The organism is Bacillus sp. FSL R5-0434 (assembly GCF_038004745.1).
GTDB classification, from domain to species: domain Bacteria; phylum Bacillota; class Bacilli; order Bacillales; family Bacillaceae; genus Bacillus; species Bacillus halotolerans.
On the sequence record NZ_JBBORV010000001.1, the window covers coordinates 3,705,116 to 3,727,360 of the forward strand.

Genomic DNA, 22,245 nt, shown 5'->3' on the forward strand with positions numbered 1-22,245 from the left:
TTATTATTTCCCTGCTACATCCAATCTGTTCAAAGCCCGCTGTAATGCAAGCTCAGCCCGACGAATGTCAGTATCATCTGATTGAGAATTCAAACGCTCCTGCGCCCGCTGACGTGCAGCTTCTGCGCGCTCTTTATCGATGCCTTCCGCTGTCTCAGCAGTTTGGGCAAGGATGGTCACCTGATCAGGACGAACTTCTATAAATCCGCCGCTGACGGCAACCAATTCAGTCTGTCCGTCTTTTTTCAGACGAACAGCGCCGATTTTAAGAGGAGCCACGGTTGGAATATGACCTGGCAAAATACCGAGATCGCCGCTTTCGGCTCTCACACTCACCATTTCGATATTCGCATCGTATACTGGGCCGTCGGGAGTAACGATATTGACTTGAACGGTCTTCATGCTTTTACCCTCCTAGGACCAGTTTAAACTTCTACACCCATTTCTTTTGCTTTCTCAATAACTTCTTCGATACGGCCTACAAGACGGAACGCATCTTCAGGAAGATGGTCGTATTTGCCGGCTAAGATTTCTTTGAAACCTTGAACCGTTTCTTTTACAGGCACGTAAGAACCTTTTTGTCCAGTGAACTGTTCAGCCACGTGGAAGTTTTGAGAAAGGAAGAACTGAATGCGGCGTGCGCGTTGAACGACAAGTTTATCTTCGTCACTCAATTCATCCATACCGAGAATCGCAATGATATCCTGAAGCTCTTTGTAACGCTGAAGCGTTGATTGGACTTCACGGGCTACCGCATAATGCTCTTCTCCGACAATTTCTGGAGCAAGGGCGCGTGATGTAGAAGCCAACGGATCAACCGCAGGGTAGATACCCATCTCAGTTAACTTACGCTCAAGGTTTGTTGTCGCATCCAAGTGAGCGAACGTCGTTGCCGGCGCCGGGTCAGTGTAGTCATCGGCAGGCACGTAGATCGCCTGGATAGATGTAACGGATCCAACGTTTGTAGACGTGATACGCTCTTGAAGCTGACCCATTTCAGTTGCAAGCGTCGGCTGATAACCAACCGCAGAAGGCATACGGCCGAGAAGGGCAGAAACCTCTGAACCCGCTTGTGTGAAACGGAAGATGTTATCGATGAAGAACAGTACGTCCTGTCCTTGCTCATCACGGAAATGCTCAGCCATTGTAAGACCTGTCAGTGCAACACGCATACGTGCGCCCGGCGGCTCGTTCATTTGTCCGAATACCATGGCTGTTTTGTTGATTACGCCAGAGTCGCTCATCTCGTAGAAAAGGTCGTTCCCTTCACGAGTACGCTCTCCTACGCCGGCGAATACAGAGATACCGCCGTGCTCTTGCGCGATGTTGTTGATCAATTCCTGGATTAATACGGTTTTACCTACACCGGCACCGCCGAACAATCCGATCTTACCGCCCTTGATGTATGGAGCAAGCAAGTCAACAACTTTAATTCCTGTTTCAAGGATTTCAACTTCTGTTGAAAGCTGATCAAATGAAGGAGCCTGTCTGTGAATCGGGTCTTTCTTCGCATCCGCAGGAACCGGCTCATTTAAATCAATATTTTCTCCGAGTACGTTAAATACACGGCCGAGTGTCACATTACCAACCGGAACTGAAATCGGCGCTCCCATATCGACAGCTTCCATTCCGCGCTGAACACCATCCGTAGATGCCATTGCGATTGTACGGACTGTGTCATCGCCTAAATGAAGAGCGACCTCAAGCGTCAAATCAATACCTACTTCGTTTTCACTTCCAGCCGGCTGTGAAATTTTAATCGCATTATATATTTCAGGTAAGTGACCGTCTTCAAAACGTACGTCGACAACTGGTCCTAATACCTGGCTAACGCGTCCTTTCTTCATCGCTATCCCTCCTGACAAAATCTTTCTATTCTAAAGCGGCTGCTCCGCCGACAATTTCCGTAATTTCTTGTGTGATCGCTGCTTGGCGAGCGCGGTTGTAAGAAAGCGAAAGTGAATCGATAAGATCCTTCGCATTGTCTGTCGCGTTTTTCATCGCCGTCATTCTTGCAGCATGTTCACTTGCTTTACTGTCAAGAAGCGCACCGAAGATTAAGCTTTCTGCGTATTGAGGAAGCAAAACCTCCAGAACCTCCTCTTCAGACGGTTCAAATTCATAAGACGCCGTTCTTTTTCCGCCGCCGCCCAAATCAGATAGCGGCAGAAGTTTTTTCTCTGTCACTTCTTGAGAAATGGCGCTGACATAATGGTTATATACAAGGTGCAATTCATCAAATGCACCGTCTATAAACATTTGAATCGTTTGACGGGCAAGGTCCTTAATTTCTGAAAACGACACTTCGTCTCCAAGTCCTGTTAACTCAGAAATGATCGGAATGTCGCGTTTTTTAAAGAAATCACGGCCCACTCGTCCGATAACGATCACTGCATACTCATCCTTAGACTGATGACGTTCTTGAATGGCCTGATAAGCACTTCGTAAAACCGAACTGTTAAAAGCGCCAGCAAGACCGCGGTCAGATGTAATGACGAGGTATGCCGTCTTTTTCACTTCTCTGCTGAGAAGCATCGGATGTTTCGCGCTGCCGGATACTTTTCCGACATTTGATACAACCTCTTGGATCTTATCCATATATGGCACAAATGATTTTGCATTGTTTTCAGCACGATTCAGCTTAGCTGCAGATACCATCTGCATGGCTTTTGTAATCTGGCTCGTTTTTTTCGTTGACGTGATCCTTGACTTAATATCGCGTAATGAGGCCAAAGATTTCACCACCTTTTCTCTTCATTTGCGTAAAAAGAGAGAAAAAGAGAACCTTTTTCTCTCATCAGCATTCGAGTTAGTTGCTTGGTGCAAATGTGCGTTTGAAGCCTTCGATTGCAGCTGCGAAGTCTTCATCAGCAGGAAGGTTCCCTGTTTTCGCAATTCCGTCAAGCAGCTCTTTATGGTTTTGGTCAAGGTACATGTAGTACTCTTCTTCAAAACGTCTGATGTCCGCTACAGGAATATCATCAAGATATCCTTTTGTCAGCGCATAAAGAATGGCTACCTGTTTTTCAACCGGAAGCGGCTTGTTCAGATCCTGCTTCAGCACTTCAACTGTACGCGCACCGCGGTTCAGTTTCGCCTGAGTCGCTTGGTCGAGGTCAGATCCGAATTGAGCGAATGCTTCCAGCTCACGGTATGATGCAAGATCAAGACGCAATGTTCCTGATACTTTTTTCATCGCTTTGATTTGCGCGGAACCGCCGACACGTGATACAGACAATCCGGCGTTGATCGCTGGGCGTACGCCTGAGAAGAACAAATCAGATTGCAGGAAGATCTGTCCGTCGGTGATGGAAATAACGTTTGTCGGGATATACGCTGAGATATCTCCGGCTTGAGTTTCTACGAACGGCAGAGCTGTAATTGATCCTGCGCCTTTCGCGTCGCTAAGCTTTGCTGCACGCTCAAGCAGACGGGAATGAAGATAGAATACATCCCCCGGGAACGCTTCACGGCCTGGCGGACGGCGAAGAAGCAAGGACAGCTCACGGTAAGCAGCCGCTTGTTTAGAAAGATCATCGTATACAACAAGAACGTGCTTGCCATTGTACATAAATTCTTCTGCCATTGTAACCCCTGCATACGGAGCAAGGTACAGAAGCGGTGCCGGCTGTGACGCAGACGCCGTTACAACAATTGTATAATCAAGCGCGCCGTGCTTACGCAATGTTTCTACTACGCCGCGGACTGTAGATTCTTTTTGACCGATCGCTACATATACGCAGATCATGTCTTGGTCTTTTTGGTTTAAGATCGAATCGATCGCAACAGATGTTTTACCTGTTTGACGGTCACCGATGATCAGCTCACGCTGGCCGCGTCCGATCGGAATCAGTGCATCAATTGCTTTAATACCAGTTTGAAGCGGTTCATGAACGGATTTACGGTCCATAACACCAGGTGCCTGGCTTTCGATCGGACGTGTTTTGCTTGTGAGGATCGGGCCAAGTCCGTCTACCGGCTGACCTAACGGGTTCACAATACGGCCGATTAATTCTTCACCGACAGGAACCTCCATGATGCGGCCTGTTCTTTTTACTTCGTCCCCTTCACGGATCTCTGTGTAAGGTCCTAAGATAACGATACCTACGTTTGATTCTTCAAGGTTTTGAGCCATACCCAAAACGCCGTTTGAAAATTCAACAAGTTCACCGGCCATACAATTGTCAAGACCGTGTACACGAGCGATACCGTCACCGACTTGGATGACTGTACCTACGTCATGAACTTCAATTTCAGATTGATAATTTTGTATTTGCTGTTTTATCAGCGTGCTAATCTCTTCAGCTTTGATGCTCACTTAGGTTTCACCCCTTCTATCGATTTTCCCCGGCAAGTTGACGTTCAATGCGCTGAAGCTTTCCGCTTACGCTGCCGTCAAAAATCCGGTTTCCAATGCGGACTTTAATGCCGCCTATTAAATCCGTCTGCACTTCATTTCTGATTCTCAGTGAAGCGACTCCGGCTTTTTTTGCAAACACTTGTGATAATGATGAAATTTCCGCATCCGTCAGCGGTTTAACTGAATATACAATCGCGTCTTCTGTTTGACGGGCCTCGTTTGCGAGTTTCACAAACTCATCTGTGAGATCAGGCACAATTGATGCCCGATGACGGTCAATCAAAAGAAAAATCGTATGGAGCACGGACTGTGATAAAGATCCAAAAGCGTTTTGGATGAGTTCTTTTTTCTTTGCGCCCGGCACCTTCGGATGGTTTAACACATCATTTAGCGCTTTTTCATTTTGAAATACTTCTTTTACAACTTTTAGCTCTTCTTCTACCTGATTGAGCTGAGAGGACTCATTGGCAATATCGAAAAGAGCTGATGCATATCGTTTAGAGACAGCTGATCCACTCATCGGCTTTCTCCTACCTCTTTAAGATAGTCCTGGATCAATTTCTCTTGAGCCTGTTCATCCAGTTCTTTTTCGATCACTTTCGACGCAATCATGACAGAAAGAGACGCTACTTGCTCACGGAGAGCAGAAACCGCCTGTTCTTTTTCCTTCACGATTTCAGTTCTGGCTGCTTCTTTCAGACGTTCAGATTCTGCACGCGCAGCCTGAATAATCTCTTCTTTTTGGTTCTCTCCCAGTTTCTTCGCGTTTTCGATAAGCGTTTGGGATTCCTGTCTTGCTTCTTTTAACATAGCGCGCTGCTCATCAATAAGCTGCTGCGCTTCTTTATTTTTTTCTTCAGCAGACGTAATTTCTCCAGCGATATGATCTTCACGCTGTTTCATTATGTTTAATAGCGGCCCTAAAGCGTATTTCTTCAGAAGCGCTAATAAAATTAACATAGCTAACAGTTGGAACAGGATATCTCCGCCGTTAAACGACAGTCCTAGTTCAAGTGGTAATTGAGACATCTACTACGGCAACTCCCTTCTGCAGGTTTTTCTTTGCTGATCCAGCAGCCGCACTTGTCTCTTTTCAGCCGGCAAGGCGGGATGCTTATCAGACATAAAGCAATGGCGAAGGTTCTCTTGGAATGATCTTCGCCATTTTTAGTTCATATAAGGCTTTTATGCTTAGCCAAAGAACGCTAAGAATGCGATAACGACAGCGATAATAGGAAGGGCCTCAACTAATGCGATACCCATGAACATAAGAGTTCTAAGTTCTTTACCTGCCTCCGGCTGACGGGCAATCCCCTCTACCGTACGTGAAACAATCAAACCGTTACCAATACCTGCACCAAGTGCGCCTAAACCAATTGCAATCGCAGCTGCTATTAAATTCATGAAAAAGTTCCTCCTTTAAAATGTTATCCGTTTGGATATAATGTTTTAATGATCATTACTGATTTTATGAGACATGTACACCATCGTCAGCATCGTAAAGATAAACGCCTGGATGGCACCTATAAATAAACTGAATGCCTGCCATGCCAGCATTGGCAGAATGGCACCGATTGTACCGACAAGTCCGAGAACCACGCTTTGCGAATAGAAGCTTGTCGCTAATCCCGCAAGCAGGCCGAGAAGAATCTCACCGGCGAAGATGTTACCATAAAGCCGCAAACCGAGAGTCAGCGTATTCGCAAACTCTTCTATGATTTTCATCGGGAGCATGAACGGAACAGGTCTTAAATACTCCTTGGAATATTCCTTGAGCCCTTTCATCTTTACACCATAATAATGGGTTAAAGCGACGACCATTACGGCAAGCGTTAATGTAATGGCAGGATCGGCTGTCGGAGACTTCCACCAGAGCTCATGTCCGATTGTGACAGAGAACGGCAGCCCCAGCATATTCGACACAAATATGTACATCAGCAATGTGACACCAAGTGCCAAGAAGTTAGCCCCTGTTTTCAAATCCATTGTACTGCCGATAATATTGCGGACAAAATCAACAATCCATTCCATAAAGTTCTGGGCTTTTCCGGGACGGATCGAAAGCGTTCTTGTGGTAAGGATGGCAATCAATAACACGATCACACTCGCCACAGTAATCATCAGAATGTTTGTCAGATTAAAAGTAAGTCCTAGAAATTCAATAGTTCTGTATTCATGATTCAAAGGGTTTTCACCTCTCTTCCATTGATGAACGTTTAAGCTGGATAAAGGAATCTATCATAATGACAGGATAAATTGTCATTAATCCAATAACTGTACTTGCCATATGAAAATGCTCGGGATATTTATAGGCGACAGCCGCAGCAAGAATCGCATTGCACCACCGCGCTGCGCTCCCAAGGGATCGTATGGACTTGCCTTTCGCAACGGCCCTGTCAAAAGCATTCATTCTTCTGACGAGCAGTAAAAAATTAAACAAACTGAAAACAGTTCCCAGAATAAGGCCTAAAAAAACGGTTTTATACGCTGTTAAACCATAACCCAGTACATACGCTGCCAAAATGAACAATAGATATTTTCGTTGTCTGCTAAATTGTAGCTTGGGATCGTCCATCAACTATCTGTCTCCTGATGAAAAAATAATGTATTTCTTGGATACGGCAAAATCAGCGGTTAACCCTAGTAGAAGACCTTTTTTGTCCGGCAAAACGGGCCTGTTCGAAAAAATCATTCATCCGCAAGCCTTGCAGGGATGCTGTTTCATTCGCTTGAATAAATCCTCATAAAACGGGTTTTCTGGGAGGATTTACATTGGGGATGAGGACTATAATGAAAGCTATGAAAACCTTCTCATAATACCCTCGTTTAGCATACAATAGCCCCTAACATGTGTCAATCTGTTTAAAGTTAAAAAACTTTTTATACTGTAAGCCTCCACAGAATGTTCACATTTTCACCTATAATTGTATAGAGATTCACCGAATAGCAAATAACTGGATAACAAAAAAAGAAAACCCGTTGGCGGGTTTTCTTTTTTATTTTGTTCCGAACATCCGGTCTCCTGCGTCTCCAAGACCCGGAACGATATAACCTTTTTCATTTAATTTTTCATCAAGCGCCGCTATGTAAATATCCACGTCAGAATGATGCTTCTGCAATTCTTCCACACCTTCAGGCGCAGCTACAAGACACATGAAACGGATGTTTTTCGCACCGCGTTTTTTCAGGCTGTTAATCGCTTCAACCGCGGAACCGCCTGTGGCCAGCATCGGGTCAACCACGATGAATTCACGCTCTTCCACATCAGAAGGAAGCTTCACATAGTATTCCACGGGTTTTAAGGTTTCAGGATCACGGTACAGACCGACATGTCCCACTTTTGCCGCAGGGATCAGTTTCAAGATGCCTTCAACCATTCCTAAACCTGCTCTGAGAATAGGAACAACCCCGAGTTTTTTCCCTGAGATGACTTTCGATCTCGCAGTCTGAACCGGTGTGTTGATATCCACTTCCTCTAGAGGGAGATCACGGGTAATTTCAAACGCCATAAGCGTGGCTACTTCGTCTACAAGCTCTCTAAAATCCTTCGTGCCTGTCTCTACATTCCGAATATATGTCAGCTTGTGCTGAATTAAAGGATGATCAAATACATAAACCTTTCCCATACTGTGTTTCAGCTCCTTTTTTATTGTCCCATCGACAATTTCACACTTCTATTGATTCTACAAAAAAAGACATTGAGTTTCAAGGACATCGTCAAAAAACCCGCCGGGCATAAGCCCGAGCGGGTTTTTCAATCTTAGTAATCTAATTCTTTATATAGAGGGAACTTGCCAGTCAGAGCAGCTACACGCTGTCTTGCTTCTTCAAGTTTTCCTTCATCTTCGTGGTTTTTCAATGCAAGCGCAATGATGGCACCGACTTCATCCAATGCCTCTCCGTCAAAACCGCGGCTTGTCACAGCAGCTGTTCCGAGACGAATACCGCTTGTTACGAACGGTTTTTCAGGATCGTATGGAATCGCGTTTTTGTTTGATGTAATCCCGATTTCATCAAGCACATGCTCTGCAACCTTGCCTGTCAGTCCGAGAGAACGAAGATCAACCAGGATGAGGTGGTTGTCAGTTCCGCCGGAAACGAGCTGAATGCCCTCTTTTGTTAATGATTCTGCAAGACGCTTCGCGTTTGAAATCACGTTTTGTGCGTATGTTTTGAAATCATCGCGCAATACTTCGCCGAATGAAACAGCTTTTGCGGCAATTACATGCATCAGCGGTCCGCCTTGAATGCCAGGGAAGATGGACTTATCAATTTTCTTGCCGAACTCTTCACGGCAAAGGATCATACCGCCGCGAGGTCCGCGAAGTGTTTTATGTGTCGTTGTTGTAACGAAATCAGCGTAAGGAACCGGGTTGGGATGAAGGCCTGCCGCAACAAGTCCTGCGATATGCGCCATATCCACCATAAAGTAAGCGCCGACTTCATCAGCAATTTCACGGAATTTCTTAAAGTCGATTGTACGAGGATACGCACTTGCTCCTGCCACGATTAGCTTAGGCTTGTGAGCGAGGGCTTTTTCACGCACGTCATCGTAATCAATATGTTGAGTTTCTTTATCTACGCCGTACTCAACAAAGTTATATTGAACACCGCTGAAGTTAACTGGACTTCCGTGTGTTAAATGACCGCCGTGGGAGAGGTTCATCCCAAGTACAGTATCGCCTTGTTCCAAAATCGTGAAATAGACAGCCATGTTTGCTTGTGCGCCTGAATGAGGCTGAACGTTTACATGCTCCGCTCCAAAGATTTCCTTCGCGCGGTCACGAGCGATATCTTCAACGACATCGACGTGCTCACATCCGCCATAATAGCGTTTGCCAGGATATCCTTCAGCGTATTTGTTTGTTAAAACAGAACCTTGTGCTTCCATAACCGCTTCACTTACAAAGTTTTCAGAAGCAATCAATTCGATCTTAGTCTGTTGGCGTTCACGCTCATTTTTAATGGCGTTAAACACCTGTTCGTCTTGCGCAGGTAAATGTTTCATCAGCGAGATCCTCTCCTATCCGTATCCTGTTCTTTGTTTTTACCACCACTATTGTACATGGTTTTTTAGGCCGATGTAAAAGATTATTTTCAAAAAAACGAAAATTTTATTGGCAAAAACGAATATTTATAACTTAAATTTAATTTAAAGTTCGGAATTTATTTCAGCCGCGAAAATTAAAGAAAAGACTGGCCCATGCAGTCCTTTCTCATTCACACTCATAAACTGCCCGCATTCCGCCGATCAGCTTTGGCCGTGTGCGCGCCAATGTCACATGGGCAGCACCGAGACTGTTCTGAGAAATGCGTACAGGAACAGCAACCGGCTTTAAGTGCATGCCGATAAACGTATCGCCTATATCTATTCCGGCATCTGCCTGAATGGTTTCTACCAGAACAGGAGACTTCATTTGCTTAAACGCATAAGAAGCCATCGCCCCGCCCGCTTTTGGAACAGGTACAGCGGAAACGGCCGGAAGCCTGAACAGCTCGGCCGTTTCTTCCTCCACTACAAGCGCTCTGTTTAGATGCTCGCAGCATTGAAACGCGAGATGGATTCCCGTTTTTTCCTTCAGCTCTGCAAGTCCGCTGTAGATGCTTTCCGCGATGTCTGTACTGCCCGATGTGCCGATATGGCTGCCAGCCACTTCGCTTGTGCTGCAACCAAGGACAAAGAGCTGATTTTCTTTCAATCCCGCTTTGTCCTGAAACTCTGACAGCATCGTCTTCCACGTTTGTGTGATTTCACTCATTGAGCAGCACCCCTACAGGTTTTTCTCTTCATAGTCCGAGATTTTTCCGATGCGGGTTTGATGTCTTCCGCCAGTAAATTCAGTGGTCAGCCAGATTTTCGCAATTTCACGTGCCAAACCGGGTCCAATCACCCGCTCGCCCATCGCGAGGATATTAGTATCGTTATGTTCTCTCGTCGCCTTTGCACTAAATGTATCATGTGCCAGCGCACAGCGGATGCCTTTGACTTTATTGGCGGAAATGCTCATGCCAATGCCTGTCCCGCAAATTAAAATGCCTCTGTCCACTTCACCGTTTACTACTTTCTCGGCCACCGGAAAAGCATAGTCCGGATAATCGACAGATCCGCTGCCGCAGTCACAGCCCATATCAACATATTCAATTTGCAATTCGTCCATTAGATCTTTGATTTCGTTTCGAATGTGAACGCCGCCATGATCCGATGCTATGGCTACTTTCATCAGCTTATCCTCCCAGCGTGTGTGATGCGGCCCGCCCGCTTTGTTGACCGCGCAGCCTGTCCGCTCATTGATTCACACCATATCGATGTGCTTTTCACTATATTCTACTCCTTCACGCAGGATTTGCAAATGACCTGTCTGCAGATTCTGTGACAAGTTATTTGCCGTCATTTTTCAATCGTTCTGCCAGCTGCTGAAGAAGCTCTTCAAGCTCATCTCTCGTTTTTTTGTAGATCTCAATAGAGCCGCCAAACGGGTCTATAATATCGCCCCGGCTGCCTGTCACATATTCTTTTAGCGTAAACACTTTATCACGATAACGTTCGAATTGGCTGATGATAACCTGTTTGTGCTGGTGGGTCATTGCCAGAACCAAATCTGCCGATTCCATATGTGCTTCAGTTAATGGCGAAGAAACATGATTAAGGGCAATGCGCTTTTCAAAAAGCGCTTCGACCGCGTGAGGCGACGCTTTCCCGTTAGGTGAGGCAAATACGCCTGCCGAGCGGACGCTGACATCCAGCCCTTCCGCTTCTGCAATTGATTTAAAAAGCGCCTCAGCCATTGGACTGCGGCACGTATTTCCAGTACAGACAAAAATGATGTTCATGTCAGTCACCCCTTATTTTTTCTATTATATATGAAGAAAAAAGAAACGGCGACATCGTTTCTTTTCTTGGTATATTAAATTGGCAAAAGCAGCTTAAGGCCAAATACGATTAATATGGTCCCCCCGAGCGCTTCACTGTATGAGCCGAGCCAGGACTGCACTTGCTTTCCGATCAGCAGGCCCAGCCAAGTCAACATCATGCTGAAAAGCCCAAACAGGGTAATGGTGAGAAGCGGATGCGAGCCGTATATTCCAAGGCTCAGACCGACGGAGAAACTATCGAGGCTGACGCCGACTGCAAATAACAATAAGCCAGGCCCAGCCGGTGACATCAAACGTTCTTCTGACTGTTTAAAAGATGCGATCACCATTTGAACACCGAGAACAAACAGCAGCGAACCCCCGATATATACGGCTACCATGCCGAGGAGCCCTGACAGCATATTTCCCGCCGCCATCCCTCCGAGAGGCATGATGACGTGAAAGAGACCGATAATGAATCCAATATAGATTATCTGCTTTTTTCTGAGTTTGACCATGCCCATTCCGAGGCCGACAGAAAAAGCATCCATACCTAAAGCAAACGCCATGATGCTTAAGGTAATCAGTTCGCCTATAAACATATCCGACATCACATGCATAACCCCCTTGGACACGCCCGCTTTTTTAGCCTATGCGTGTCCAAAAGGGGTTAGAACTTCTGACTGTGTCAGCGGATCATTCTTCCTCCGGCTGCTTTCATCAGCCTGTTCATAATAGCAAGTCCGACGCCTGTGTCAGGAAACGATTCTGCAATAATAAAATCAACCTTTTCTTCATCAAAACTGCGCAATGCATCATAAAGGGCTGCCGCTACTGTTTCAAGCTGATCTCTTCTGCCGCAGCTCTTCACATAGTCAGCCGAATAAAAATCCGCATTTTCTTCTGTCGTCAGGACGCCGACCCGTTTTCCGCCCTGCTGATATTCTTGAATAAGCGTTTGAATGCGCTCAGGGCTTCCTTCAGAAATAACAAGCGGCGCTGACGGCGCGTAATGTGTATATTTCATTCCCGGAGAAATCGGCTTCTCATTTTGATCAGCAAGCCCTTTATCCACAAGAATCGGTCCGATTTCGGCTTCTATTTGTTCTTTTGTAATGCCGCCCGGACGAAGGAGCACAGGGATTTCTCCTGCACATGAAAGTACGGTTGATTCGACACCGATCCCCGTAGATCCCCCATCCATCATTCCAGCTATGCGGCCATCCAAGTCGTGAGCCACGTGTTCAGCCTTTGTCGGACTTGGTTTGCCCGATAAATTAGCACTCGGCGCTGCAATCGGGAGACCCGCGGCACGGATGAGTGCCAGAGCCAGCGGATGATCAGGCATTCTGACGGCCACTGTATCCAGCCCTGCCGTTACACGGGGTGACAGCGCACCAGGTTTACAAGGTAAAATCAGTGTAAGCGCCCCTGGCCAAAAGCGCTTCATTAATATTTTCGCCTTGTCTGGCGCCGGGCCTGTTAAACCGTCAAGCTGGCTGATATCCGCAATGTGGACAATCAGTGGATTATCACTCGGCCGCCCTTTCGCCTCATATATTTTTTTGACAGCATCTGTGCTTTTCGCATTTGCGCCGAGACCATATACCGTTTCTGTCGGAAACGCGACAACCTCATTTTCCCGGAGCAAAGCGGCTGCTTGTGCAATTTGTGGATCATTTGTGGATAACTCGTCCATTGCATCCACAAACCATCTTTTCGTTTTCATTTCTGACCAAACTCCTTATTCACAACAATAAAACGATCGTTTTACGCGTGTAATCCTTTTGAAAGTATAAAAGATGTCCTGTAATAAAACAAGCGTTATCCACAAATTGTGGACAACGCATATAAAGAAGTGGATAAGTTTGTGTATAAATCTCACTTATCCGGATGCTTTTTTCATTAAGACGGCCCCTTCCGCTTGCCTTGATTCACAGAAGTGATCCGAGGCAAACAGCTCTTCCGGCACACTCTCTGCCCGTTCAAAGCCCATGGCCCCCAGGAAATCAGCCGAAGAATGCTGATTGGCTACCAAGTATACCGTTTTAATCTCATGCTTTTCACAAAGCACCTCCATACTTTGAAAGAGCGATACAATATGACCTTGGTGAAGCTTGTCCGATATCACAAGTGAGCGAAGCAGGGCTTGATCGCAGCTGATTTTTTCGATCCCCAGACAGCCGGCTATGTTTTTCTCGCTGTCCTCCAGCATCAGAAACTGGGTGAACCCTTCCTTTACGCCCTCATGATTCGTTTTGGCCTGTTTTAAAAATTCCTCAAGTATGTCTCCGTCCTTTTCCCTCGCCACCCGCAGTTGATAAAACATTCGTTCACCCCGTTTTCAGCGTTCTTTCTTCCAATCTATGAGGCAAATCTATTTTTAGACCTGGTGATTAAGAAAAAAGATCGGAAAACCATTCTACGACGAAGAATTTTACTTCTGTATTGTCTTCTTTCTCTTTCTCATCTTCTTTTTCAGCTTTCTCCGCTTTGGCTGTTAAGTCCTCAAGCGCTTTTTCCGTTTGTTTTTTTGAGGCTTCTTGATCTTCTTGTTCTTTTACCGCTTCCCCATTCGAAAAATCAAGAAAGCAGAGCGGCGGGAATAACACGCACCACCAATTGGCGCCTTCACCGTTTCCAAGCGTAATCAGAATGGCTTCGTATTCTCCAGCAGGATATACCATGCTGCCATAAAGTTTTGTCGGAAATGAGATTTTGTCAAAATCAACAGATATTGATTGACTGGCGCCTTCTTTTTCCATGGTTTCTTTTGCAATTTCCTTGATCTCAGGCAGCTTTGAGCGGATCAAACGCCGCGCTTCTTCAATAGAAGTAATATCCTTGACCCATGTTGTGATTTCTTTATTGACAGCGTCTCTGATATGACGCTTTAATTCTTGGTCCTCGTCACGATCGCTGTTTGCCAATATTCTCAGGCGAATCGCCTCGTCCGGAATGACAACCGGCTCATTTTCAGATTGCTGTGCCGTCTCTTCTTTCGCCAATCCTACAAGTGCCCCAGATAATAAAAGAAACATATATATACAAATGATAACTGTTTTTTTCATCGGTCCCCACCGTTCCTCTCCGTGCTTTGTATCTAGCCCTATTATGGACAAGGAACGTATGGAGTAAACCTGCAGCGGCAAAAAAATCTAGCAAGCTTTTAATCTAATTTATGGTACGATAGTGTTTTAGGAGGTTTAAAATGAAATATAATTACACAGTGCTGCTGTCAGCGTTCACGATGTCAGTTCTTTATTCGATTATTTACATTCATTCCTTTATTATAGCTGCTCTCGTAACGATGGCCTTTTATTTCTTATTTCCTTATTTACTATTCGCGCTGCCGCTTCAGATCATGATGAATAAAAAGCCGAAACGGTTCAGCCCTTTGTACTTGCTGTATTATCTTGCCGCGGCGTTTATCGCCAACGCGATCATCTTTGGCGTGCTGCAGCCTTCCGGGCAATCCCTGCTTCAAAATACAGCCTTTTACATCTTCGCTGTATTAACAGCTATTGTCTACTGGATATGGGATTCTGTTTTGCTGCAAAAAAAGGAAGCCTCCTAAGGGCTTCCTTTTTCATTAGATCAAAACGGTCAATAGATAACATAGAATAGAAGGTATGGCAGCAACAAAGAAAGCAGCTGATATTTTCAAACGGGCTGTCCGGCCTTCTTTGGTTTCTGAATGATAATTTGCCCGCTGGTCGCTTCCGCTTACAGCTAAACCCGATGTCACAATGGCAAGCCCGATCAAAACAAGAGACGCAATGCCGAAAATGAATTCATAAGAAATGGCTTGCGCAAAAATAGAACCCACCATACTTTCAATGGCAATAAGTAAAATTCCTGCTGTCAGGGCCTTTTTCATCTTTTACATCCCCTTTGCTGGTGTTAAAACAGCTTGCTGGTCCCGTTCTTATCTCAACTCACCAGCAAGCTGCTTATTTATTCTTATGAATTACCGCGCATATGGTTCTGTCTTTTCCGTTAATATCCTTCAGGACTTCCACTTCCACATCCTTAAACGCATGCAGAATCAGCTCTTTTACAGCTGCGCCCTGCTTCCACCCGATTTCAAAGACGACAAGCGCGGTATTCTTCATGACCAGCGGAATGGCTTCCATAAACCGCTTATAAAATTTCAGCCCGTCTCCGCCGTCAGTGAGGGCATGCAAAGGTTCATGGAAACGGACAATCTCAGATAAATCGGCCATTTCTTCTTCAGAAATATAAGGAGGGTTTGAGACGATAATATCCGCTTTTTTTCCAGCCTTAATAAAGGGCTCAAGCAGGTCGCCTTGAAGAAAATGCACCTCCGCTCCGAGCTTTTCCGCGTTGGCTGAAGCAACGTCCAGCGCCTCTTTGGAGATATCAATCGCTGAAACAGAAAAGTTTTTGTTTTCCAGTGCAAGCGTGACGGCTATTGCGCCGCTGCCGGTGCCGACATCTACCACTTCGAGCTGTTCTCCTTCAGAAAAGACACTTCTATATTTCTCAAGAAGATGGCAGACAACCTCTTCCGTTTCCGGACGCGGGATCAGCACATCATCATTCACCATAAATTCCCGCCCGTAAAAAAACTCTATTCCGATAATGTACTGAACCGGTACGCCTTCTTTGTGCATATCGACGTGGCGTTTAAAGCGATACAGCTCATCTTCACCGATCGGTTCCTGCAGGCTGGCGAGCAGCTTGCTTCTATCCATTCCGGTATCATAAAGCAAAAGCAGCTCAGCCGCATTTTCTTCTCTTCCCGCTTCCGTTAAATAAGAAGAAGCCCATTTCAGGGCTTCAAATATCGTCTTCATCTTAACTATCCGCCTGCTGAAGCTTGCTTGCCTGATCTTCTACAATCAGTGTTTCAACCACTTCGTCAAGTTTTCCTTCAAGAATCTGATCAAGCTTTTGAATGGTCAGGCCGATTCTGTGATCCGTCACACGGTTTTGCGGGAAGTTGTATGTGCGGATACGCTCAGAGCGGTCACCTGATCCGACAGCCGATTTCCGTGTTTGATCATATTCAGCCTGTGCTTCCTGCTGAAATTTATCGTAGATTCTGGCACGGAGAACCTTCATTGCTTTTTCTTTGTTTTTGATTTGAGATTTTTCATCCTGACATGATACGACAACGCCTGTCGGCAAATGCGTCAGACGAACGGCAGACATTGTCGTGTTCACGCTTTGTCCGCCCGGTCCGCTTGAAGCAAACGTATCAACACGGATATCCTTCTCATGAATGTCAACCTCTACCTCTTCGGCCTCAGGAAGACATGCTACTGTTGCAGTAGAAGTATGGATACGGCCGCCTGATTCTGTTTCCGGAACACGCTGAACACGGTGAGCGCCGTTTTCATATTTGAGTTTAGAATATGCGCCGCTGCCCGTAATCATAAAGATGATCTCTTTGTAGCCGCCCGTTCCGGTTACACTTGCTTCCATGACCTCGGTTTTCCAGCCTTGAAGCTCGGCATAGCGGGAATACATTCTGTACAGGTTGCCTGCAAATAAAGCGGCTTCCTCTCCGCCTGCAGCTCCGCGGATCTCCATGATAACGTTTTTATCATCATTAGGATCTTTCGGGATTAGGAGCACCTTCAGACGTTCTGACAGTGTTTCCGTTTCCTTCTGGAGTTCAGAAATCTCTTCCTTCACCATGTCGCGCATCTCAGCATCAAGCTTATCCTCAAGCATCGCTTTTGCATCAGCCAGCTGTTCTGACGCATCTCTGTATTGTCTATATACGTCAACTGTTTCTTGTATATCAGATTGCTCTTTCGAATATTCTCTAAGCTTTTTCGGATCGTTGACAACTTCTGGATCGCTTAAAAGCTCATTTAATTTTTCATATCGTTCTTCGATTGACTTTAAACGGTCTAACACGGTCTTCACCTCTGTTTTCCTGTGCGTAACATTCTCATTATAGTATAGGGACTATCGCCAGTCAAAAGCATTTCAATCCCAGTTAAAAAAGCCTCCTCTGCTATACTGAATAAGAGGAGGGATCGTATTGCTTACATCCATACATCATATTGCAATCATATGCTCAGATTATGAAAAGTCGAAAGCTTTCTACGTACATAAGCTCGGTTTTCAGGTGATACAAGAAACATACCGAGAAGAGCGCGATTCCTACAAGCTTGATTTATCGCTTAACGGCTCGTACGTCATTGAGCTGTTTTCGTTCCCTGATCCGCCCGCACGTCAAACCCGTCCTGAAGGTGCAGGGCTCCGTCATCTTGCCTTTACGGTCAGCAGCTTAGAACAGGCTGTTCAGGAGCTTCACGAAAAAGGAATCGAGACAGAGCCGATCAGGACAGATCCGCTGACAGGCAAGCGGTTCACCTTCTTTTTTGATCCCGATCAGCTTCCGTTAGAGCTGTATGAGCAATAACGGTTTTTGAAGAAAAAAGGGAGATGCCCACTTTCTTTGCCGAATCTTTTCTTGTTTTGTCTAATAGGAAGGGAACCGCTCCCCATGGTCGAATACCTAGCTAAAAAGGAGGTATGGGATCATGAATACAAATATGGTAGCAAGTGAACTCGGCGTCTCCGCAAAAACAGTGCAGCGGTGGGTGAAGCAGCTGAACCTTCCGGCTGAACGGAACGAGCTCGGACACTATTCGTTTACGGCTGAAGATGTGCAAGTCCTGAAATCTGTTCAAAAACAAATTTCTGAAGGCACGGCGCTTCAGGATATCAATGTGCCGCAAAGCAATAAGAAGCGCACAGGCTTCCTTGTCCAAAAAACAAACAGTGACACAGAGAAAAGAATCGAACAGCTCGAACAAAAACTTGACACCTTATTACAGCAAAAACAGGACGAAAACGGGCTGCTGGCAAGAATTGAGGAACTGGAACGCCAGCTTAAACAAAAAGCCGATGAAGGCGTATCCTATCAGCTTCTGCAGCACAGAAGAGAAATTGATGACATTCTTGCTGATCTGCAATCACTGACCTCACAAATGAAAGAATTCACCGCTCAGCCGACCCCTGAGACTGCTGCTTCTTCCGAAAAAATAAAAACAAGAAAAAAACCGCTGCTGTCACTGTTTAAATTTCAAACGTAAAGTAAAAAAGCTCCCCTTAAAGGGAGCTTTTTTGATTACGCAGTAAGCGCAATAATAATTGGAAGTGAAATCAATGACAGAATCGCACTGATCACAAACGCAGTCGCAGTTTCTTCCTCTTGTTTCTCGAAACGAGTCGCAATCATGGCTGCAACGGCAGAACCAGGGAATGCAACAAGAAGGATCGCTTTTGTTGTTTGATCAGCTGGAAGTCCGACTGCAAGAGCAATCAGGAACATTAACGCAGGCTGAACTGCAACTTTTAGTAACGCAATACCGATAGCCGGCAGACTGAGTTTAATTTTACGAATACCAACGGTAACACCGACAGCAAAGAGAGCAACACCCGATGTTGTGCTTCCAAGCTGATCAAGCATTTTAACACCCAGCTCAGGAAGAGTGAAATTGAAAACCAGCACTAAGATCATACTGATTAACGGAGCAGCTGCAAGCGGCTCACAAAGACCATGCAGGATTGATTTCCCTGTCATCTTCCAGAAACTGTCGCCGCTCTCTTCGTTTTTCTTAGAAGACTCACCCACTGTAGCAACAATGATCGCAAGCGGATCAAGAATCGCGTTAACAACGATACCTGTTACAGCGATCGGAATCGCAACCTCTTGCGCACCGAACAAGCTTCCCAATACAGGAATACCCATAAATGCGAATGTCGGCTGTGCAGAGTTCAAAGAAAATACGGATGAGTTCGTTAAATCATACTTAAAGACAAATCTGCAAACCAATAGAATGATGATATAGAAACCAACAATCCCGATAAGTAAAGAAACCATTAATGGAACTTGTGATAAAAATTCACTTCTGGAAGTTGTCAAAATACCAGCGATAAAGTGAGCTGGAAGTGCGTATTTCGTTACTAACGTACTTACCCCTTTTGCTGACTTGGCATCATAACTTCCGAAATGTCCTGCAAACCAACCCAGCACGATAACAAAGAAGATCGGTGCCAGGAGGATTAAGATATCTAAGATGCTCAAAATATTCTCCTCCAAATCCTATGTCCGTATACTTTAGCTTTATTCAAAGCTTTCCCTCGGACAGAAAAATTACACGCTCAATTATTTTGCGATGACTTTTTTGTATTCAGGTGTCCACATTGCATCAAGAACAGCTTGTTTTACATCTTCAGGCTGACGATTTGCTACGCCGTCTTTGATCGCTGCTTCAGCTACAGCAATGGCAACTTGAATAGATACTTCTTGAAGCTTGTCGATGCTTGGAAGCAATCCAGCTCCAGGTGTTTCAAAATCAACCATTTCAGCAATCGCATCAGCTGTTGCAGCAAACATAGCAGGCGTAATAACACGCGCTTCAGCTACGATTGAACCAAGGCCAAGACCAGGGAATGCGAATGCGTTGTTAGATTGTCCGATTTCATAAGAAACGCCATTGTACTCGACATTGTCAAATGGGCTTCCTGTTGCTACAAGCACTTTTCCGTCAGTCCATTTGAACAGATCTTCAGGAACAGCTTCTGCAAGGTGAGTCGGGTTAGACATCGGCATGATCACCGGACGGTCTACGTGAGATGCCATCTCTTTCACAATTTCCTCTGTGAACGCTCCTGAAACCCCTGAAGTACCGATTAAGATCGTTGGTTTTGCTTGGCGAACCACTTCATCGAATGAAATTTGGCCTTTTTCATCACGTTTCCAGTCTTTCACTTCTGCTGCACTGCGAAGGTAAGGTTTTTGGAAATCAAGGATGCCTTCCATATCATCTGTTAACAGGCCTCTGTAATCAAGTGTGAAGAACGCTTTGTTTGCTTCTTCTTCAGATAATCCAGCAAGCACCATTGTGTCACGGATTTGGTCAGCAATACCGATACCAGCTGAACCTGCACCGAAGACAACTACACGCTGATCTTTAATAGATGCGCCTGTTTTCTTCATAGCAGCAAGCACACCAGCAAGTGTAATTGCGCCTGTACCTTGAATATCATCGTTGAATGTCAGGATTTCGTTGTTGTATTTTTTCATGATATTGCGCGCGTTTTTGTTGCCAAAGTCTTCCCAGTGAAGAAGCGCTTTAGGGAAGAATTTAAGCGCAGCTTTTACATACGCATCAACGAATTCTTCATAACGTTCATCAGAAATACGTTCATGATGGTTACCAATGTATAAAGGATCATTTAAAAGTTTTTCGTTGTTTGTACCGACATCAAGCACTACAGGAATAACACGGCTAGGGTCAATACCAGCTGCAGCAGTGTAAACAGCCAATTTACCGATAGCGATGTTAATACCGCCTACTCCCCAATCACCGATACCAAGGATACTTTCAGAGTCAGTTGCAACGATAAGATCAATATCGCCTGCTGTCGCATGAAGGTTTTCAAAAGCCTTTTCAATACCGTCAATGTTGTCGATTGACAAGTAGATACCTTGAGGTCTTCTGTATTCATGGCTGTATTCTTGAATTGCTTCACCAACTGTTGGTGTGTACACAACAGGAAGCATTTCACGAAGGTGATTTTGCAGCAATTTATAGAAAAGAACTTCATTGCGGTTAGCAAGATCATTTAAGTAAACATTTTGACGAAGGCGGTCTGGCTGAGCTTTAAATTGCTCGTATGCGCGTTTTGCTTGTTGATCAAGAGAAAGTACAGTTGGCGGAAGAAGTCCTTCTAAGCCAAGTTCTTGTCTTTCTTCTAATGTAAAAGCAACACCTTTATTTAAAGTAGGAATAGATAAAACTTCTTTTCCTCTTAATGTTGTTTCTAAATGGCCTTCCTTAGTTTTTTTAATGTTATTCAAGCAAATCTCCTTCTTTCTTGAAATAGTTAACCAAGTTAAGTAATAACTCATCTAAAAATAACCGATCATGATCTTTATGCGACTTTGTGACAATTATTCGAACAATGTCTCAAAACTATTTACATTACGTTAGTTATTTTATGCCTGTCAAAATCAAAATTCAAGGGAAGAAAATTACTTAATTTTTTAATACACTTAATTAAATTTTTTAATTGATTGTTATCAGAATATATAAAAAAACACCAGCTTTTCGGCCGGTGCTTTCTATCTTTTTACCCATGTTTTGTATTAGTTTTTAGATTTTCCCGGGACTTCGTGATGATGTCTGCATCTTGCTTCATAGGATTCGGACGCACCCACCAGAATGACCGGATCATCATAAGAAGCCGGCTTTCCGTCAATGAGCCGCTGTGTTCTGCTTGCCGGTGATCCGCAGACGGAACAGACGGCCTGCAGCTTCGTCACACTTTCAGCGATGGCCATAATATCCGGCACAACGCCGAACGGCTCTCCTCTGAAATCCATATCAAGGCCCGCCGCGATCACACGGTAGCCTTTATCGGCAAGAGACGATAAAACACCAATGATTGACCGATCGAAGAATTGAACCTCGTCCACTGCAATCACATCCGTGCTCTCACTGATATGATTCCAAATGTCCTCAGCCGAAGAAATGGCATAGCTCGTCATAGATGTTCCATTATGGGAAACTACAGCATCCTCGCTGTATCGATTGTCAATCACAGGTTTAAAGACCCTGACCTCCTGCTTGGCATAAGTTGCTCTCTTCACTCTTCTGATCAGCTCTTCAGATTTTCCCGAGAACATGCTGCCGCAAATCAGCTCCAGCCACCCGCTTTGCTTCATTATGTACATTGGCTCTGCTCCCCTCTCTCTGCCAGCTGTGTTTTTGACAATATAAAAAACAGGCAAGAAGTGCTTCTTGCCTGTTGAGAAATCTATTATTACTTAAGACCGTATTTTTTATTAAAGCGATCAACACGACCATCAGCAGAAGCGAATTTTTGACGGCCAGTGTAGAATGGGTGGCATTCAGAGCAAATCTCAACGCGTACCTCTTCTTTTACTGAGCCTGTTTCAAATTCATTTCCGCAAGCGCATTTAACTGTTGCTTTTTTGAAATTAGGATGAATTCCTGCTTTCATTGTATCCATCTCCT

28 protein-coding genes are annotated in these 22,245 nt (G+C 45.0%); 3 read left to right on the forward strand and 25 right to left on the reverse strand.

Annotation, left to right across the window (positions count from 1 at the left end; all coding sequences use genetic code 11):
* Positions 1-3: 3 nt before the first annotated feature.
* From NYE43_RS19295 to spoIIR, 18 genes are all read right to left on the reverse strand, one after another.
* Positions 4-402, reverse strand: a complete 399-nt coding sequence (locus NYE43_RS19295; RefSeq protein ID WP_010332228.1) for a F0F1 ATP synthase subunit epsilon — start codon at positions 400-402, stop codon at positions 4-6.
* A gap of 23 nt (positions 403-425) precedes the next feature.
* Positions 426-1,847: a F0F1 ATP synthase subunit beta gene (atpD, locus tag NYE43_RS19300; protein ID WP_024123162.1), complete on the reverse strand. Its 1,422-nt coding sequence runs from the start codon at positions 1,845-1,847 to the stop codon at positions 426-428.
* Between the two features lie 25 nt (positions 1,848-1,872).
* Positions 1,873-2,733 carry an ATP synthase F1 subunit gamma gene (gene atpG / locus NYE43_RS19305; protein ID WP_010332230.1) on the reverse strand — a complete coding sequence of 287 codons (861 nt, stop codon included), beginning with the start codon at positions 2,731-2,733 and terminating at the stop codon, positions 1,873-1,875.
* A 76-nt stretch (positions 2,734-2,809) separates the two neighbouring features.
* On the reverse strand, positions 2,810-4,318 hold the full coding sequence (atpA, locus tag NYE43_RS19310) for a F0F1 ATP synthase subunit alpha (RefSeq protein ID WP_044159727.1): 1,509 nt from the start codon (positions 4,316-4,318) through the stop codon (positions 2,810-2,812).
* Positions 4,319-4,334: 16 nt separating this feature from the next.
* Positions 4,335-4,880: a F0F1 ATP synthase subunit delta gene (locus tag NYE43_RS19315; protein WP_024123165.1), complete on the reverse strand. Its 546-nt coding sequence runs from the start codon at positions 4,878-4,880 to the stop codon at positions 4,335-4,337.
* Positions 4,877-5,389, reverse strand: a complete 513-nt coding sequence (gene atpF, locus NYE43_RS19320) for a F0F1 ATP synthase subunit B (protein WP_024123166.1) — start codon at positions 5,387-5,389, stop codon at positions 4,877-4,879. Before atpF ends, NYE43_RS19315 begins: the two co-directional genes overlap by 4 nt.
* Before the next feature lie 162 nt (positions 5,390-5,551).
* Positions 5,552-5,764, reverse strand: coding sequence for a F0F1 ATP synthase subunit C (gene atpE / locus NYE43_RS19325; RefSeq protein ID WP_003151167.1), 213 nt, complete (start codon positions 5,762-5,764; stop codon positions 5,552-5,554).
* A gap of 45 nt (positions 5,765-5,809) precedes the next feature.
* The gene (gene atpB / locus NYE43_RS19330; protein ID WP_024123167.1) at positions 5,810-6,544 is read right to left on the reverse strand and encodes a F0F1 ATP synthase subunit A; all 735 of its coding nucleotides are present in this window, start codon (positions 6,542-6,544) and stop codon (positions 5,810-5,812) included.
* Between the two features lie 7 nt (positions 6,545-6,551).
* Complete coding sequence (gene atpI / locus NYE43_RS19335; RefSeq protein ID WP_010332235.1) at positions 6,552-6,935, reverse strand: ATP synthase subunit I; 384 nt, start codon at positions 6,933-6,935, stop codon at positions 6,552-6,554.
* 421 nt (positions 6,936-7,356) lie between these two features.
* On the reverse strand, positions 7,357-7,986 hold the full coding sequence (gene upp, locus NYE43_RS19340) for a uracil phosphoribosyltransferase (RefSeq protein WP_103671878.1): 630 nt from the start codon (positions 7,984-7,986) through the stop codon (positions 7,357-7,359).
* 134 nt (positions 7,987-8,120) lie between these two features.
* Entirely contained in the window at positions 8,121-9,368 is a 1,248-nt protein-coding gene (glyA, locus tag NYE43_RS19345; RefSeq protein ID WP_044159736.1) for a serine hydroxymethyltransferase, read from the reverse strand.
* A gap of 208 nt (positions 9,369-9,576) precedes the next feature.
* The gene (locus NYE43_RS19350; RefSeq protein WP_024123168.1) at positions 9,577-10,119 is read right to left on the reverse strand and encodes a TIGR01440 family protein; all 543 of its coding nucleotides are present in this window, start codon (positions 10,117-10,119) and stop codon (positions 9,577-9,579) included.
* A 12-nt stretch (positions 10,120-10,131) separates the two neighbouring features.
* Positions 10,132-10,581 carry a ribose 5-phosphate isomerase B gene (rpiB, locus tag NYE43_RS19355; protein ID WP_024123169.1) on the reverse strand — a complete coding sequence of 150 codons (450 nt, stop codon included), beginning with the start codon at positions 10,579-10,581 and terminating at the stop codon, positions 10,132-10,134.
* A 157-nt stretch (positions 10,582-10,738) separates the two neighbouring features.
* Entirely contained in the window at positions 10,739-11,191 is a 453-nt protein-coding gene (locus NYE43_RS19360) for a low molecular weight protein arginine phosphatase (RefSeq protein WP_095712813.1), read from the reverse strand.
* 74 nt (positions 11,192-11,265) lie between these two features.
* Positions 11,266-11,823, reverse strand: coding sequence for a manganese efflux pump MntP (locus NYE43_RS19365; RefSeq protein WP_188323825.1), 558 nt, complete (start codon positions 11,821-11,823; stop codon positions 11,266-11,268).
* Between the two features lie 77 nt (positions 11,824-11,900).
* Positions 11,901-12,941 carry an L-threonylcarbamoyladenylate synthase gene (locus NYE43_RS19370; protein ID WP_339234627.1) on the reverse strand — a complete coding sequence of 347 codons (1,041 nt, stop codon included), beginning with the start codon at positions 12,939-12,941 and terminating at the stop codon, positions 11,901-11,903.
* A 156-nt stretch (positions 12,942-13,097) separates the two neighbouring features.
* Complete coding sequence (locus tag NYE43_RS19375) at positions 13,098-13,541, reverse strand: hypothetical protein (protein ID WP_024123174.1); 444 nt, start codon at positions 13,539-13,541, stop codon at positions 13,098-13,100.
* Positions 13,542-13,608: 67 nt separating this feature from the next.
* Positions 13,609-14,283: a stage II sporulation protein R gene (gene spoIIR, locus NYE43_RS19380; RefSeq protein WP_059292349.1), complete on the reverse strand. Its 675-nt coding sequence runs from the start codon at positions 14,281-14,283 to the stop codon at positions 13,609-13,611.
* A 140-nt stretch (positions 14,284-14,423) separates the two neighbouring features.
* On the opposite strand from spoIIR, the gene NYE43_RS19385 reads away from it, so the two are divergent.
* Positions 14,424-14,789 carry a UPF0715 family protein gene (locus tag NYE43_RS19385; protein WP_024123176.1) on the forward strand — a complete coding sequence of 122 codons (366 nt, stop codon included), beginning with the start codon at positions 14,424-14,426 and terminating at the stop codon, positions 14,787-14,789.
* Positions 14,790-14,804: 15 nt separating this feature from the next.
* Here the strand turns inward: NYE43_RS19385 and NYE43_RS19390 are convergent, their stop codons facing one another.
* The 3 genes from NYE43_RS19390 to prfA form a co-directional block, all read right to left on the reverse strand.
* A complete protein-coding gene (locus tag NYE43_RS19390; RefSeq protein ID WP_024123177.1) occupies positions 14,805-15,092 on the reverse strand; it encodes a DUF5316 family protein in 288 nt (95 codons plus the stop codon).
* Between the two features lie 73 nt (positions 15,093-15,165).
* Positions 15,166-16,032, reverse strand: a complete 867-nt coding sequence (gene prmC, locus NYE43_RS19395; protein ID WP_103671874.1) for a peptide chain release factor N(5)-glutamine methyltransferase — start codon at positions 16,030-16,032, stop codon at positions 15,166-15,168.
* A gap of 1 nt (position 16,033) precedes the next feature.
* Complete coding sequence (prfA, locus tag NYE43_RS19400) at positions 16,034-17,104, reverse strand: peptide chain release factor 1 (protein WP_024123179.1); 1,071 nt, start codon at positions 17,102-17,104, stop codon at positions 16,034-16,036.
* Between the two features lie 121 nt (positions 17,105-17,225).
* On the opposite strand from prfA, the gene gloA2 reads away from it, so the two are divergent.
* Both gloA2 and racA read left to right on the forward strand, forming a co-directional pair.
* Positions 17,226-17,615, forward strand: a complete 390-nt coding sequence (gloA2, locus tag NYE43_RS19405; protein WP_176471064.1) for an SMU1112c/YaeR family gloxylase I-like metalloprotein — start codon at positions 17,226-17,228, stop codon at positions 17,613-17,615.
* Between the two features lie 121 nt (positions 17,616-17,736).
* Positions 17,737-18,291: a chromosome-anchoring protein RacA gene (racA, locus tag NYE43_RS19410; RefSeq protein WP_024123181.1), complete on the forward strand. Its 555-nt coding sequence runs from the start codon at positions 17,737-17,739 to the stop codon at positions 18,289-18,291.
* Between the two features lie 35 nt (positions 18,292-18,326).
* On the opposite strand, the gene NYE43_RS19415 is transcribed toward racA, so the two are convergent.
* From NYE43_RS19415 to rpmE, 4 genes are all read right to left on the reverse strand, one after another.
* On the reverse strand, positions 18,327-19,286 hold the full coding sequence (locus NYE43_RS19415) for an AEC family transporter (RefSeq protein WP_024123182.1): 960 nt from the start codon (positions 19,284-19,286) through the stop codon (positions 18,327-18,329).
* Between the two features lie 81 nt (positions 19,287-19,367).
* Positions 19,368-21,065 (reverse strand): oxaloacetate-decarboxylating malate dehydrogenase, encoded by a 1,698-nt coding sequence (gene malS, locus NYE43_RS19420; protein WP_024123183.1) that lies wholly within the window; start codon positions 21,063-21,065, stop codon positions 19,368-19,370.
* Between the two features lie 288 nt (positions 21,066-21,353).
* Entirely contained in the window at positions 21,354-21,941 is a 588-nt protein-coding gene (locus tag NYE43_RS19425; RefSeq protein WP_024123184.1) for a thymidine kinase, read from the reverse strand.
* 89 nt (positions 21,942-22,030) lie between these two features.
* Positions 22,031-22,231, reverse strand: coding sequence for a 50S ribosomal protein L31 (rpmE, locus tag NYE43_RS19430; protein WP_003151132.1), 201 nt, complete (start codon positions 22,229-22,231; stop codon positions 22,031-22,033).
* Positions 22,232-22,245 lie beyond the last annotated feature (14 nt).